Origin of the sequence: Streptomyces purpurascens (assembly GCF_045040895.1) — a bacterium.
Taxonomy (GTDB): Bacteria; Actinomycetota; Actinomycetes; order Streptomycetales; family Streptomycetaceae; genus Streptomyces; species Streptomyces purpurascens.
Window position 1 is genome coordinate 2,304,730 of record NZ_CP108341.1, and the last position, 13,286, is coordinate 2,318,015.

At 70.5% G+C, this 13,286-nt stretch carries 15 protein-coding genes; 8 read left to right on the forward strand and 7 right to left on the reverse strand.

What is annotated here, in order from left to right; genetic code table 11:
* Nucleotides 1–3: 3 nt before the first annotated feature.
* Together OHU35_RS10535 and OHU35_RS10540 are read right to left on the reverse strand one after the other, a co-directional pair.
* Entirely contained in the window at nt 4–429 is a 426-nt protein-coding gene (locus tag OHU35_RS10535) for a CBS domain-containing protein (protein WP_189730931.1), read from the reverse strand.
* A gap of 134 nt (nt 430–563) precedes the next feature.
* The gene (locus tag OHU35_RS10540; protein WP_405505201.1) at nt 564–1,205 is read right to left on the reverse strand and encodes a uridine kinase; all 642 of its coding nucleotides are present in this window, start codon (nt 1,203–1,205) and stop codon (nt 564–566) included.
* A gap of 159 nt (nt 1,206–1,364) precedes the next feature.
* Here OHU35_RS10540 and OHU35_RS10545 point away from each other — a divergent pair, with 159 nt between their 5' ends.
* The 3 genes from OHU35_RS10545 (at nt 1,365) to OHU35_RS10555 (ending at nt 4,405) form a co-directional block, all read left to right on the forward strand.
* Nucleotides 1,365–2,048, forward strand: a complete 684-nt coding sequence (locus OHU35_RS10545) for a DUF2293 domain-containing protein (RefSeq protein WP_359895304.1) — start codon at nt 1,365–1,367, stop codon at nt 2,046–2,048.
* A gap of 281 nt (nt 2,049–2,329) precedes the next feature.
* Nucleotides 2,330–2,809, forward strand: coding sequence for a DUF1772 domain-containing protein (locus tag OHU35_RS10550; protein ID WP_189730925.1), 480 nt, complete (start codon nt 2,330–2,332; stop codon nt 2,807–2,809).
* A 105-nt stretch (nt 2,810–2,914) separates the two neighbouring features.
* The gene (locus OHU35_RS10555) at nt 2,915–4,405 is read left to right on the forward strand and encodes a glutamate synthase subunit beta (RefSeq protein WP_189730923.1); all 1,491 of its coding nucleotides are present in this window, start codon (nt 2,915–2,917) and stop codon (nt 4,403–4,405) included.
* Nucleotides 4,406–4,426: 21 nt separating this feature from the next.
* Here OHU35_RS10555 and OHU35_RS10560 read toward each other — a convergent pair whose 3' ends face one another.
* The 3 genes from OHU35_RS10560 to OHU35_RS10570 all read right to left on the reverse strand — a co-directional run bounded on the left by OHU35_RS10560 (nt 4,427) and on the right by OHU35_RS10570 (nt 6,415).
* A complete protein-coding gene (locus OHU35_RS10560) occupies nt 4,427–4,780 on the reverse strand; it encodes a transposase (protein WP_405505202.1) in 354 nt (117 codons plus the stop codon).
* Between the two features lie 67 nt (nt 4,781–4,847).
* Nucleotides 4,848–4,976, reverse strand: a complete 129-nt coding sequence (locus OHU35_RS10565; protein ID WP_267944485.1) for a VOC family protein — start codon at nt 4,974–4,976, stop codon at nt 4,848–4,850.
* A 203-nt stretch (nt 4,977–5,179) separates the two neighbouring features.
* Nucleotides 5,180–6,415, reverse strand: a complete 1,236-nt coding sequence (locus tag OHU35_RS10570; RefSeq protein ID WP_189731276.1) for a glycosyltransferase — start codon at nt 6,413–6,415, stop codon at nt 5,180–5,182.
* Nucleotides 6,416–6,660: 245 nt separating this feature from the next.
* On the opposite strand from OHU35_RS10570, the gene OHU35_RS10575 reads away from it, so the two are divergent.
* Complete coding sequence (locus tag OHU35_RS10575) at nt 6,661–7,533, forward strand: IS5 family transposase (protein WP_405505203.1); 873 nt, start codon at nt 6,661–6,663, stop codon at nt 7,531–7,533.
* Between the two features lie 48 nt (nt 7,534–7,581).
* On the opposite strand, the gene OHU35_RS10580 is transcribed toward OHU35_RS10575, so the two are convergent.
* On the reverse strand, nt 7,582–8,070 hold the full coding sequence (locus OHU35_RS10580; RefSeq protein ID WP_189728809.1) for a carboxymuconolactone decarboxylase family protein: 489 nt from the start codon (nt 8,068–8,070) through the stop codon (nt 7,582–7,584).
* Between the two features lie 47 nt (nt 8,071–8,117).
* Between OHU35_RS10580 and OHU35_RS10585 the strand changes: the two genes are divergently transcribed.
* From OHU35_RS10585 to OHU35_RS10600, 4 genes are all read left to right on the forward strand, one after another.
* Nucleotides 8,118–9,539: a PLP-dependent aminotransferase family protein gene (locus OHU35_RS10585; RefSeq protein ID WP_405505204.1), complete on the forward strand. Its 1,422-nt coding sequence runs from the start codon at nt 8,118–8,120 to the stop codon at nt 9,537–9,539.
* A gap of 733 nt (nt 9,540–10,272) precedes the next feature.
* Nucleotides 10,273–11,016 (forward strand): hypothetical protein, encoded by a 744-nt coding sequence (locus OHU35_RS10590; protein ID WP_405505205.1) that lies wholly within the window; start codon nt 10,273–10,275, stop codon nt 11,014–11,016.
* Between the two features lie 70 nt (nt 11,017–11,086).
* Entirely contained in the window at nt 11,087–12,169 is a 1,083-nt protein-coding gene (locus OHU35_RS10595; RefSeq protein WP_189728814.1) for a hypothetical protein, read from the forward strand.
* A complete protein-coding gene (locus OHU35_RS10600) occupies nt 12,162–12,416 on the forward strand; it encodes a hypothetical protein (RefSeq protein WP_405505206.1) in 255 nt (84 codons plus the stop codon). Before OHU35_RS10595 ends, OHU35_RS10600 begins: the two co-directional genes overlap by 8 nt.
* A gap of 57 nt (nt 12,417–12,473) precedes the next feature.
* On the opposite strand, the gene OHU35_RS10605 is transcribed toward OHU35_RS10600, so the two are convergent.
* Complete coding sequence (locus tag OHU35_RS10605) at nt 12,474–13,286, reverse strand: SAM-dependent methyltransferase (RefSeq protein WP_359895317.1); 813 nt, start codon at nt 13,284–13,286, stop codon at nt 12,474–12,476.

Consider the following 13,286-nt stretch of genomic DNA (forward strand, 5'->3'; position numbering starts at 1 on the left):
GGGTCAGCGTGTGGTGGTGGAGTAGACGCTCTCGGCCCAGGAGGCGATCTGGTCGTCCGCCAGGTGCCGGGCCAGGTCGGCTTCGCTGATCATGCCGACCAGGCGCTTGTCCTGGATCACGGGCAGCCTGCGGATCTGGTACTCCCGCATCTCGCGGAGCACTTCGCCGACATCGGCGTTCGCGTCGATCCAGCGCGGGGTGCCCTTGGCCATCTCACCCGCGGTGATCCTGGCGGGGTCGTGTCCCATGGCGACGCAGCCGACGACGATGTCGCGGTCGGTGAGGATGCCGCAGAGCCGCTCGTTCTCGTCGCTGATGGGCAGGGCGCCGACGTTCAGTTCGCGCATGAGCTGGGCGGCGCGGTCGAGGGTTTCGTGGGCGGGGATCCACTGGGCGCCGCGGTGCATGATGTCTCCGGCGGTGGTCATGAAGTACCTCCCGGGGCCGGACGGCCGGCGCGGCGCGGGACGCACCGCGAGTCCCGACGCACTTCATTCTCGCCGCGCCACCGGATGCCCGCACACGGAACCCGTCGCCGCACACCCGCCAGCGAGCAGCGAGCTCAACCGCTCCACGCCGGATGGCGCGGATCGTCGGCTCGTACCAGGACGTCGGCCGTGCCGGCCGGGTCCGTCTCGTGCTCGTAGCGCTCGAAGGCCGGGAGGGTCCAGTGCTCGGCGTCAGGCGTGCGGCGGCGCAGGGCGCCCGTGGAGAGCAGGACGTGAACGCTCAGGTCGAAGGGGAACCAGTGCCGAAGAAGGAAGGGTCCGTGCAGCAACAGGACGCCGCCGGGCGGGAGTTGGGTGTAGGGGCTGCGGGTGGCGCGGTCGGCGGCCGGGTCCCAGAGGTCGGGCAGGACGCGGCCGTCGCCGCCGGCTTCGAGAGGGCCGAACACCTCGCGCCACAGGGCGCCGGTGTCGTACCAGCCGTTGTAATAGGCCTCCACGTCCCGGTGGCCGTACTCCAGCCGCACCGAGGCGGGGCGCAGAAAGCCTTCCGTGCCCACGACGAGCGACGGGCGGCCGCGTATGCGCAGTGCCTCGGAGACGCGCTGGGCGAGATCCCCGGGGCGGGCGGCCGGGGCACCGTCGAAGGCGATGCGGGGCCAGGGAGCGCCGTCGGCGGGCTTCAGGTCGAGGAGGCGCTCGGCGAGCAGGTCGCCGAGCCGGTCCCAGGTGATCGCTTCGAGTCGCACACGGCCCATGATGCGTCAGGCCGGGGCAGGAGCTGCCACGTCCGCGGGCTCCTCGGACGGCGAGGAGGGACGGGCCGCAGGGAGGCGTCGAGATGGCCGGGCTCTGTCGTGGCGGACGTAGTTCGTCCCGTCGTCAGGGGGAATGAACCACGTATGGTCCCCCGCGCGATGCTTCCGCCCCTCACCGGGCTCCTCGTCTTCCAGCCTCTCAAGCGCCGGTACTGCGCCGAGTGCCGGCGAGGGCCGCTGCCGCTGCTCGTCCTGGAGGACGACGCCCCGCGCTGCCTCGACTGTGCCGACCTCGGGCATCTGGTGTTCCTGCCGAGCGGCGACACCGCGCTGACGCGCAGATCACGGGAGGAGAGCACGCTGTCGGCGGTGGTCGTGCGGTTCAACCGGCGCAAGAGCCGTTACGAACGGCAGGGCGTTCTGGTCGAGGAGGCGGCGCTGTCGAGGGCCGAGCAGCGGTGTCTCGCGGACGCCGAGGCACGGCGGCGGCGCCGGGTGCGGGACGCGCGGCGGCGGGCGGCTCAGGACGAACTGTTCGCTCTGACGTTCGCGGCGGAGATACGGCGGCTGTATCCCGGATGCCCCGCCGACCGGGCGCGCGCCATCGCCGCACACGCCTCGGAGCGGGGCAGTGGGCGGGTGGGCCGCAGTGCGGCGGGACGGGCGCTGACCGAGGGGGCGGTGACCTCGGCGGTCGTGGCGGCCGTGCGGCATCTGGACACGCCGTACGACCGGCTGCTGATGAGCGGGGTGCCGAGACACGAGGCGCGGCGGCGGATCGCGGCGGCCGTGGAGACGGTGCTGAGGGGGTGGACCGAGGCAGGGCTCGGTTCCGCCGGGTGACCCGGCCGGGCGTCGGCGGGCGCCGAGCACGGCCGGAGGCTCGACTGCTCGGCGGGGCGCCTGCTCGGGCAGGTCGTCGCGACGGTCTGGCGGCGTGGCGGCACACAGCCAGCGGCCGGCGGCCCCGCGCTGTCCGGTGGACACGGCCGTTCGGGGGATCGTGGACGTTCGCTTATGGCCCCGCGCCGCTCGGCCATGGTCACTGTGCTCGTACGGGAATTCACTTGTGGTGAGGATGGGTGCCGGGCAGGATCCCGGCTCGACGGGCGGGAGAGGCTGACATGATCGACGGACCGTACTTCGTGCTGACGGTGCTGGGGGTGCTCGGGACCGGACTGGTGGCCGGGGTGTTCTGCGGCTTCTCGACCTTCGTCATGCGAGGCCTGGCCACGCTGCCGCCCGCGCAGGGGGTCGCCGCGATGAACGCGATCAACGTGGCCGCGGTGACGCCGCCCTTCATGGTCGTGTTCCTCGGGTCGGCGGTGCTGTGCGCGGTGATCGCCGTGGTGACGTTCGTGCTGTGGCCGGAGGAGGGGACGGTGGAGCTGCTGGTGGGCAGCGCGCTGTACCTGTTCGGCTCGTTCGGGCTCACCATGGTCGCGAACGTGCCGCGCAACGACGCGCTGCTCAAGCTGGAGCCGGGCTCCTCTGAGGCGGCCGCTTACTGGCCGGCTTATGTGCGCGAGTGGACGATGTGGAACCACGTCCGCACGGCCGCCTCGGCCGGGGCGGCGCTGGCCTACGTGCTGGCACTCACCTGACGCCCCGCGGCGACAGGCACTGGCCCGGAGGCGGACGTATCGTGGCCGAAAGAGTGCCGCCCGACAACGCACGGCCTGTCACACGCGCACGCAAGGAAGACGGCCATGGCCGATCCCAAGGGTTTCATGACCACGCCCCGCCAGGACTGGCCCCGGCGGCCGGTGGAGGAGCGGGTGCGGGACTGGGACGAGGTCTACGTCCCCGGGGCGCTGCTGCCGATCATCAGCAAGCAGGCCGACCGCTGCATGGACTGCGGCATCCCCTTCTGCCACGACGCCTGCCCGCTGGGCAACCTGATCCCCGAGTGGAACGACCTGGTGTCGAGAGAGGACTGGCGGGCGGCGGCCGACCGGCTGCACGCGACGAACAATTTCCCGGAGTTCACCGGCCGGTTGTGCCCGGCGCCGTGCGAGGCGGGATGCGTGCTGGCGATCAACCAGCCGGCCGTCACCATCAAGAACGTCGAGTGCGCGATCGCCGACCGGGTGTGGGAGGAGGGCTTCGCGCCGCCGAGGCCGCCGGAGCGGCTGTCCGGCAAGACGGTCGCGGTGATCGGTTCGGGGCCGACCGGGCTGGCCGCGGCCCAGCAGCTGACCCGGGCCGGGCACACGGTCGCCGTGTACGAGAGGGCCGACCGGCCCGGTGGGCTGATGCGGTACGGCATCCCCGAGTTCAAGATGGAGAAGCACCATCTGGAGCGGCGGCTGGAGCAGATGCGGGCCGAGGGGACCAAGTTCCGTACGTCGACATCGGTCGGACAGGACATCGGGGCCGATGAGCTCAGGACCCGATACGACGCCGTGGTGCTCGCCACTGGGGCGACCGCGTGGCGTGAACTGACCGTGCCGGGGCGGGAGCTGACGGGGATTCACCAGGCGATGGAGTACCTGCCGCTGTCCAACCGGGTGTGCGCGGGCGATCTGGAGGCCTCCCCGTTGTCGGCCGCCGGGAAGCACGTCGTCATCGTCGGCGGCGGCGACACCGGGGCGGACTGCCTGGGCACGGCCGTCCGGGAGGGTGCCGCGTCCGTGACCCAGCTGGACATCTACGCGCTGCCGGAGGTGGAGCGCGACGAGGACGCCGAGCCCTGGCCGACGTATCCGATACGGATCTACCGGCTGTCCGCCGCGCACGAGGAGGCCCGTGATCTGCGGACCGCTCCGGTCGCCGACGCGGACGCGCGGCTGTTCGCGGCGTCCACGCTGCGCTTCGACGGGGACGCGGAGGGGCATGTGCGGTCGCTGCACCTGGTCGAGGTGGACGCGCGGCGCCGCCCGGTGGACGGCACCGGGCGGACGCTCCCCGCCGACCTCGTGCTGCTCGCCCTCGGCTTCTCCGGGCCCGACCGGCAGGACGGGCTCGTCGACCAGCTGGGGCTGGCGATGGAGCCCCGCGGCACCGTCGCGCGAGACGCCGGTTTCGCCACCAACGTGCCCGGGGTGTTCGCCGCGGGCGACGCCGCCCGGGGGCAGTCGCTCATCGTCTGGGCGATCGCCGAGGGGCGGGCCGTGGCGGCCGCGGTCGACCGTCATCTGACGGGCAGTTCGCGGCTGCCGTCACCGATCGGGCCGTACGACCGGCCCATGGTGGTCTAGGGCGTGTATCGAATGTGCTGGTCACAGCCACTCGTTGATGGCTGCGACGAGGACGGTCGCCTCGTGGCGGACCGCGAGCTTGTCGTAGCGAGTTGCCACCGCACGGTGCCTTTTAACGCGATTAATGCCGCACTCGACCGCGTGTCGAGCCTTGTAGTCCTCGGCGTCGAACTTGGGCGGCCGGCCGCCGCGAGAGCCGAGCTTCTTGCGGTTGCGAGCCTGGTCGGCCTTGTCCGGGATCGTGCAGCGGATACCGCGGCGTCGCAGGTAGGCGCGGTTCTTGCGGGACGCGTACGCCTTGTCGGCGCGGACCCGGTCGGGCCGGGTGCGCGGACGCCCCGAACCCTGGCGGGCGACGCGGACTTTCTTCAGCACGGGCTCGAACTGCGGGGAGTCGCCTCGCTGCCCGGCAGTACGAACAGCAGCCCGCTGCCCGCAGCGGTCACCAAGGCTTCGGGTCGCCCGGCAGGACGTCCTCGGCGAGCGAGCCGTCCAGCACCTCGGCCCAGAACTGCGCCAGACGGTAGGGATCGGCGCAGTGGATCGTGATGTGGTGTACCAGGGATGTCATGCGGTGCCTTTCGCGGAAGGGTGACCACTGCCAGGACCCCACACCCTCACCAGCGGAAAGTGAAGTAAGGCTTATCCGGAGTTGCTTCGGCATGGCACCCTATGCGCTCCGGGGGCGGGCCGGGACAAGACGACCTGGAAAGCGCGGTGTTGGCTATGCAGCCCGGTGCCGGACGCCTCCCCGACCCGATGATTCCGCATCGTTCAGACGGACTTGGGCGGCGTTTCCCCGCCGACCGCATCGAGCAACAGCCTCGCAGCCACCGTCGTCCCGTCGGTGCGGATCGTGCCGGCCACGGCCGTCGCCCGCGCGCGGGTCTCAGGGGCTAGGGCCGTCCTGAGCGCAGCCGACAGGGAAGCGAAGGTCGGCGTCGGACCGTCATGTGCCGCGCCGATGCCCAGGTCGGCCACCCGGCCGGCCCAGTACGGCTGATCCGTCGCCTGAGGCACCACCACCTGGGGCGCGCCGGCCCGGGCGGCCGTGGTCGTGGTGCCCGCGCCGCCGTGGTGCACGACGGCGGCCACCCGGCCGAACAGCGCCTGGTGATTGGCCTCACCGACGACGAAGCAGTCATCGGCGTCGTCGATCAGGGCGAGGCCGGCCCAGCCGCGGGAGACGAGCGCGCGGTGGCCCTGTGCGCGGATCGCCTCGATGACCACCTTGGGGAGGTCCTCGGAGGTGTGCATGGGCATGCTGCCGAAGCCCACGTACACCGGTGGTGTGCCCATCTCCAGGAACGCCACCAACTCGGCCGGGAGCGGACGGACATCGGGCAGGATCCACGCACCGGTCTGGACGACATCCAGGTCCGGCGTCTCCCGCCACGGGTCCAGGACCGGGTCCGTGGCCAGCCACGGTCGGTTGCCGATGACGTGGTCGCGGACGTGGGCCACCGGTGGTAGGCCGAGCGACGCCCGGTTGGAGTTGAGCGCCTCACCGAACAGTGCGTCCACGCTCTGCGCGTCCAGGTCCCACAGCACCCGGTTGTCCGTCACCTCCGGCGGGAACGGCCGACCTGGATACGCCAGCGGCGCGTGGTGCGGAGACGGCAGGACCCTCTTCTGGAAGCTCGCGTACACGGGCCGGATGCCCAGTTTCTCGGCCACCGACAGCGCGCCGGCCGCGGCGGGAAACATGCCGGTTGCCAGCAGCACGTCACATCCCTCGGCCGCCGCGGTGACCGTGTGGAACTGCGCGGCGATCAACTCGGCCGCGTGCTCGGGCAGGGACGAGGGCGGCGGCGCTGCGGTCGTCAGCGCCCGCGCCGACCGACCGACCGGCACCAGGGGCACGCCCACACCGGCCAGCAGCCGGGCGAAGTCCTCGTCCGGCGGCGCGCACACCCGCACCTCCGCGCCGAGTTCCCGCAACTGCACCGCCAGTCCCGCCATCGGCTCGACGTCCCCGCGCGACCCATACGTCGACAACAACACACGCACCGTGCGACTCCCCATTCCTCAACTTCCGGGCCTCGGAGGGTGATTCTGCGGCACCACCAGGGCCTTGCCGCAAGCCCCCCGGTGCGCTATAAGTTGAGCATGGAAAGGAGCGGGGAACTCCTTTCCTATTTCTTTTTGCCGCCCGGTACGGCGGACCGGCCCTCGCGAACCGACGCGCGCTGCGTACCGGCCCTGCCCTAGGGCGGGTATCGGAAGTGGATCTCGAGGTGAGATGATCTTGCTTCGTGGCACGTGGAGATCTGACGGATGCGCAGTGGGCCCGCCTGGAGCCGCTGTTGCCCAGGGGCAACAAGCCCGGCCGCCCGCCGATATGGACCAGGCGGCAGCTGATCGACGGCATACGGTTTCGCACCCGCACCGGTGTCCCGTGGCGGGACGTGCCGGAGCGGTACGGGCCCTGGGCCCGGGGGTACGACCTGTTCCGACGCTGGCAGCGGGACGGCACCTGGCAGCGGATCTTCGCCGCCTTGCAGGCCCAGGCCGACGCCAAGGAGCTCATCACGTGGGACCTCAACATCGACTCCACCGTGTGCCGGGCACCAACACGCCGCTGGGGCGCGGAAAAAGGGGATCTGCAGGCCGAGCCGCCCGGCGGCATCGCCGTCGAGCCGGACGACCACGGCCTCGGACGCTCGCGCGGCGGCCTGACCACAAAGCTCCACCTGGCCATCGAGCAAGGGCAAAAGCCCATGTCCATCGTGATTACTGCCGGGCAGCGAGGCGACTCCCCGCAGTTCGAGCCCGTGCTGAAGAAAGTCCGCGTCGCCCGCCAGGGTTCGGGGCGTCCGCGCACCCGGCCCGACCGGGTCCGCGCCGACAAGGCGTACGCGTCCCGCAAGAACCGCGCCTACCTGCGACGCCGCGGTATCCGCTGCACGATCCCGGACAAGGCCGACCAGGCTCGCAACCGCAAGAAGCTCGGCTCTCGCGGCGGCCGGCCGCCCAAGTTCGACGCCGAGGACTACAAGGCTCGACACGCGGTCGAGTGCGGCATTAATCGCGTTAAAAGGCACCGTGCGGTGGCAACTCGCTACGACAAGCTCGCGGTCCGCCACGAGGCGACCGTCCTCGTCGCAGCCATCAACGAGTGGCTGTGACCAGCACATTCGATACACGCCCTAGAAGGACGGCCGCCCGGAAGGCGATCACCGCTCGTCCGTGCCCGCCACCTTCGCCGTGGACAGCGCCACCCGGTTCCAAGTGTTGATCGTGCAGATCACGGCGAGGACCTGGGCCAGTTCCCGTTCCTCGAAGAGGGCCGCGGCCTGTGCGTAGACGTCGTCCGGGACGCCCGCGTCGGCGACGAGGGTCATCGCCTCCGTGAGGGCGAGGGCCGCCTGTTCCCGCTCGGTGAAGAAGTGGCGGGCCTCGCGCCATACGGCGACCATGTGCAGCCGGTCCTCGCTCTCGCCGGCCTTGCGGGCGTCGTTGGTGTGCATGTGGAGGCAGTACGCGCAGTGGTTGAGGTGCGAGGCGCGGATCTGGATCAGTTCCACGAGGGCCGGGTCGAGGCCCTCACGGGCGGCGGCGTCGAAGGCGATGAGGGCCCGGAAGGCCTTCGGGGCGGACTGGGCGAACTCCAGCCGGGCCGTTCCCGTCGAGTGCGCCCGCGTCGTGTGCGTGTTCGTCGTCATGTCCCTCAACCTACGAGCCACAAAGACCCGCTGTAGGGTGCATTCTCATGGCGAATTCGTGGGTCAATTCCGCGGAGCGGATCGGGTCCGACCTGCATCTGGAACTGTCCGGGCCGGGCGGCCGGCGCACGGCGCTGATCCGGGCGCTGCGCGAGGCCGTGCGCGACGGGCGGCTCGCTCCGGGCACACGGCTGCCGCCGTACCGCTCGCTCGCGGCCGACCTCGGTGTCGCCCGCAACACGGTGGCCGACGCGTACGCGGAACTCGTCGCGGAGGGCTGGCTCACCGCCCGTCAGGGCTCGGGCACCCGGGTCGCGGAGCGTGCCGAGCCGCTGCGTCCGGCCGCTCGCGTGCCCAAGAAGGCACCTCCACGCGCGCGTGGCCCCCGGCACAACCTTCTGCAGGGCACGCCGGACATCTCGGCGTTCCCGCGCGCGGCCTGGCTGGCCTCCTACCGGAGGGCGCTCCAGCAGGCGCCCAACGAGGTGTTCGGCCCGGGCGACCCCGCCGGCCGGGCCGAGTTGCGGGAGGCGCTCACGGAGTACCTGGCCCGCGCGCGTGGCGTGCGCACCGAGCCCGGCCGGATCGTGATCTGCTCCGGCTTCGCGCACGCGCTGCGGCTGCTGTTCGGAGGCGGCGTCCTGCGCGGGCCACTGGCGGTGGAGGCGTACGGGCTCGGATTCCACCGGGAGGTCCTCGCGGCCGCCGGGGTGCGTACCGTGCCGCTCCCCCTCGACGAACACGGCGCCCAGGTCGACCGGTTGGGGCGCGAGCGTGCCGTGCTGCTCACGCCGGCGCACCAGTTCCCGACCGGCGGGCCGCTGCACCCCGCGCGCCGGGCCGCCGTGATCGACTGGGCACGCGCGCGTGGCGGGCTGGTTCTGGAGGACGACTACGACGGGGAGTTCCGCTACGACCGCCGGCCGGTCGGCGCCGTCCAGGGGCTCGATCCCGAGCGCGTGATCCACATCGGCTCGGTCAGCAAGAGCCTGTCACCGGCGGTGCGGCTGGGCTGGATGGTGCTGCCGGAGCGGTATGTCGAGGACGTGCTCGCCGTGAAGGGCGAGCGCGAGGCGTGGGCGAGCGTCCTCGACCAGCTGAGCCTCGCCGACTTCGTCGTCTCCGGGTCGTACGACCGTCACGTACGGCGGATGCGGCAGCGGTACCGCAGCCGCCGGGACCGGCTCGTCGCGGCGCTCGCCGAGCACGCGCCGCAGGTCGAGGTCACGGGCGTCGCGGCCGGGCTGCACGCGGTGCTGCGGCTGCCGCCCGGCACCGAGGCGTCCGCGGTCAAGGCCGCCGCCTGGCAGGGCATCGCCCTCGACGGCCTCGGCGCCTTCCGTCACCCGGACACGGACATGGCGGTGAGCGACGGCCTCGTCGTGGGATACGCGACTCCCTCCGAGCATGCCTACGGGCCGGCCTTGGAGGCGCTGTGCGGCGCGCTGCCGCCGCCTGCCACGAGGTGAGCACCGCCGTGACCGCCGGGCGTCCGTACGGCAACAGGCTCGGCAACGTGCGCAAGCGGGCCCCGGTCACATGGTCATCTGCGATGCCGGGTGCGGGCTCTGATGCGTACGGAGAGTCGTACTGACGTCGCGGACCGGCCCGCGTTCGCCACCGGGTGTGTCCAGCCGTCATGCCCTCGGCGCCGGTGAAGCGTGCAGGCCAACCCGGGGGAGCCCGGTCGCCAAGTTGTTCCGCGGGAGTCGTACGCCGTGGGAGCGCGCGCCCCGACCACTCCCGGAAAAGGGAGGTTTCGCCTTGTCACGGGTTACCGGCAACGGGATCCTGCTTGCTGTTCAGAACCGCGGGCCCACGACAGCAACGGTGTCGGCCCGTGGCGTGGAGCGGTCGTGAAGCGGGGGAACATCCGTGACGGACTTTGTTTTTGACCCGCCTGACCCGCCTGAGCCGCCTCCACCCCCGCCTCCCCTGCCGGATCCCCCACCACCTCCGCCTCCCCTGCCGGATCCCCCTCCGCCGGCGCCTCTCCCGGCGCCGGAGCCGCCGCAGGCGCCCGATCCGCCGCCCGTTGCGGATCTCCCCTCTCCTGTCAGTGAACCGGCCGGCCCGGCCGTCGATGCCTGGGAACCTCCGGACGTCTGGGAGCCTCCGGAGCCGGCGAAGGCTCCTGATCCGCCCCAACAGCCGGATCCTGCAGACAACGCGGCTGTCGAAGCGCGGGACGAAGCGCAACGCGTGGAGCGTCAACTGGGTGCCGCCGCAGGGCAAGGAGCCAACGCGGCCAACGAACTGGCTGCCGCGGCCCAGGCAGACAAGGCTGTCATCGAGGCCGATGCGACCGCGAACCTCTTGCAGCGACAGGCGCTGGAGGACCAGGCCGCAGAGGCGGCACGCCGGCAGGACCTGGAAGTGGATCGCGCTTTCGCCGAGCGGGACCAGAAGGAAACGGTGGAGCAGTCCGCGTACGAGACCACTCAGCGGCTCGCCAAGGGACTGGGGGGAGAGAAGGCTGCTGCTGAAGCGTTGGGACGCGAGGGTTATGACGTGCTGTACTACAAACCTGATATCGCGGGCACGAATCAGGGCGGAATCGATATCGTCGTCCAGAAGGACGGACAGCTCTATCTGGTGGACAACAAAGCACTGGAGGGCTGGCGAAACGTCAGTTCCGTGAGCGCCCTGGACAAGAATTTGACGGCGAACACGCAGTCCATGGCCGAGCTTTTCGATACGTACGCGAACGATCCCGCGAGGCCGACCGCCGAGCAGGACATGTACAGCACCGCGGCCGAAAAGCTCCGCAGCGGCGGCTACGAGAAGGTGGTCACCAACGCGAACCTGGCCGCTGTCTCCGGTTTTCCCCAGGATGTCTCCGCCCAGCTGGACGAACTCGGTTTCAAAATGTGGGATCTGATGGGGAAGGCGAGGCTGCACGACCCGGACAGCGGTACGGGAGACCTAGGCACACAGCAATCCTGAAGTCCGGAAGAGGATCATGGCTCCACATGGTAGGAACTCTCTGGGCGCGGCATGGCGTGAAGCGCGCAAGTTGACGAGTGATGCCGTCTCGGCCGGAGTGTCCCGCGCCGAGACGGCGAATCCGGAGTACGTGCAGCGCATGAAGGACGCACGTGCCAAGGCCGCACAGCGCGCCAGAGAACTCGGCCGCACGGCTTCGCGCAAGCGCGGCGAGTTGACGCTGCGCTTCGCCGCCACCTCGATGGGTACGGCCACCGGGCGCGGCATGGCCAAGCTGGGCAGCACCATGAGCACCCTGCCCGTACTCTCTCTGCCTTCGGATGTCTTCAATGAGCGAAACGGCATCAACTGCCTTTCCGAGAGGCTGCAGGAATCTCCTGACGATCCTTTCGTCAACCTGGTCCTTGCGGAGTCCATCGCGCGCATGCAGCGGGAGATGTTGACTCTGACAGCAGTGCGCACCGCCGTCACCATGTCTCCGGTGGCCTTGCTGATGCGGGAAAGCATGAAGACCGCAAGCGCGTTGAACAGGGCGAATGAATTACCCCTGGTCGACAAGCTGCTGAAGCGGGCCTACGGCATGGCGATGACCCAGCTGCGCTCGCACCCCGGCGAGCCGGCATCGCTGCACATCATCTCCCGCGTCTACCTTGCGAAGCGCAATCCGCAGGGATGTCTGAAGCCGGCCTTGCTGGGAGTCTGCCGGGACACCCCGAGCGAATCCGGACCGATCTTCTACACCATGAGCAGGGCCTATCAGGCCCTGGGGGACACGGAGAACGCGCGGTCGTCCGCCCGGGCCGCGATCGACAGCGAATTCTCTCTCGGCTGGCTTACACTCAGCGACCTGATCTACGAAGACCCGGAGCTGGCGACCGTCACCGCGCGCCACAAGGCCTATCTTGAGGCGCTCTCCAACGTCACACCGGAGGACCTCGCCTCCTACGCCGGCATTGACCCGCAAGCCAAGGAAATCGCCAAGAGCGTCTATGCGCTGCAGAAGACCAAGGCTCTCACTGCGTACGCCAACGTGAACCAATCCGTGAAGCGCGTCCATGAAAACGTGACCCAGCGCCTTTCGGCTGCCAGGCAGGTGACTGACGAGCACAAGAGTCCACCGTCCCTGCCCGCGGGTGGAGGGTCCGATGGATGACATTTTCGCGATGCTCGATGAGCTGTTGATCGATCTCGGTGACGTTGAGTCATTGCCACCGGACCTTGATTTCGGTCACGAAGCGCATTGGGCACCAGTGGAGCTTCCCGCGCAGCTCCCCGGAGAGCTCACCGACCTCTTCGAGCTCTCCGACTCGCCGCCTCTCTCTGATGCTGAGACCGGTGACGCCGACGACGGAATCAAGTGGGTGATGTTTCCCAATCCGTTCCACAGCGAGGGGCCCTGATCGGCGACGCCGGGCGGTCTGATCCGGCAGTCGAACAGCGCGAGGGCCCCCCGAAGGCTACGGCTTGCGCGCCACCGCCCCATATCCCGGAATCACCCCGTCGTCCTGCCCGGGCACGGGCTCGCCCAGCTCGGGGTGCCAGTGGTGGGGCACCTCGACACCGGGTTCGACGAGGTCGAGGCCGTCGAAGAAGCGGGTGAACTCCTCGCGGGAGCGCAGGGCCAGGGTGACGCCGGCGGCGCGGAGCTTCTCGGTCGCCGCCCTGGACTCCTCCGGTGTGAAGTCGGCCGTGGCGTGGGTGATCACCAGGTAGCTGCCGGAGGGCAGTTCGGCGAGCAGCCGGCGGACCAGCTCGTGCCCGCCGTCCTCGTCGGAGACGAAGTGCAGCAGCGCGATGAGTGACAGCGCGACGGGCCGGGTGAGGTCCAGGACCTTCCGCGCGCCCTCCAGGATGGCGTCCGGGTCGCGCACGTCGGCCTGGAGGTACTCGGTGGCGCCCTCGTCCGTGCCGCGCAGCAGGGCCGCCGCGTGGGCCAGCACGATGGGGTCGTTGTCGCAGTAGACGACCCGGGCGTCGGGGGCGATCTCCTGGGCGACCTGGTGGAGGTTGGGCTCGGTCGGTATGCCGGTGCCGATGTCCAGGAACTGCCGTACGCCGTTCTGGGCCAGCCAGCGCGTGGCCCGGTGCATGAAGGCGCGGTTGACGCGCGCCATCACCGGCACCCTCGGGTCGAGGGTGAGCATCTGCCGGCCCATCTCCTCGTCGACCGGGTAGTTGTCCTTGCCGCCGAGGTACCAGTCGTACATCCGCGCGGGATGGGGTCTGGTCGTGTCGATCTGGACGGCCGTCGTGGGGTCCTGCCCGGTCAT

Coding starts and splice junctions, on each gene's coding strand:
- OHU35_RS10580 (WP_189728809.1), bottom strand. CDS start 8,070: ATGACGACGAACACGCACACGACGCGGGCGCACTCGACGGGAACGGCC.
- OHU35_RS10555 (WP_189730923.1), top strand. CDS start 2,915: ATGGCCGATCCCAAGGGTTTCATGACCACGCCCCGCCAGGACTGGCCC.
- OHU35_RS10550 (WP_189730925.1), top strand. CDS start 2,330: ATGATCGACGGACCGTACTTCGTGCTGACGGTGCTGGGGGTGCTCGGG.
- OHU35_RS10545 (WP_359895304.1), top strand. CDS start 1,365: ATGCTTCCGCCCCTCACCGGGCTCCTCGTCTTCCAGCCTCTCAAGCGC.
- OHU35_RS10565 (WP_267944485.1), bottom strand. CDS start 4,976: ATGACATCCCTGGTACACCACATCACGATCCACTGCGCCGATCCCTAC.
- OHU35_RS10585 (WP_405505204.1), top strand. CDS start 8,118: ATGGCGAATTCGTGGGTCAATTCCGCGGAGCGGATCGGGTCCGACCTG.
- OHU35_RS10540 (WP_405505201.1), bottom strand. CDS start 1,205: ATGGGCCGTGTGCGACTCGAAGCGATCACCTGGGACCGGCTCGGCGAC.
- OHU35_RS10605 (WP_359895317.1), bottom strand. CDS start 13,286: ATGACCGGGCAGGACCCCACGACGGCCGTCCAGATCGACACGACCAGA.
- OHU35_RS10600 (WP_405505206.1), top strand. CDS start 12,162: ATGGATGACATTTTCGCGATGCTCGATGAGCTGTTGATCGATCTCGGT.
- OHU35_RS10535 (WP_189730931.1), bottom strand. CDS start 429: ATGACCACCGCCGGAGACATCATGCACCGCGGCGCCCAGTGGATCCCC.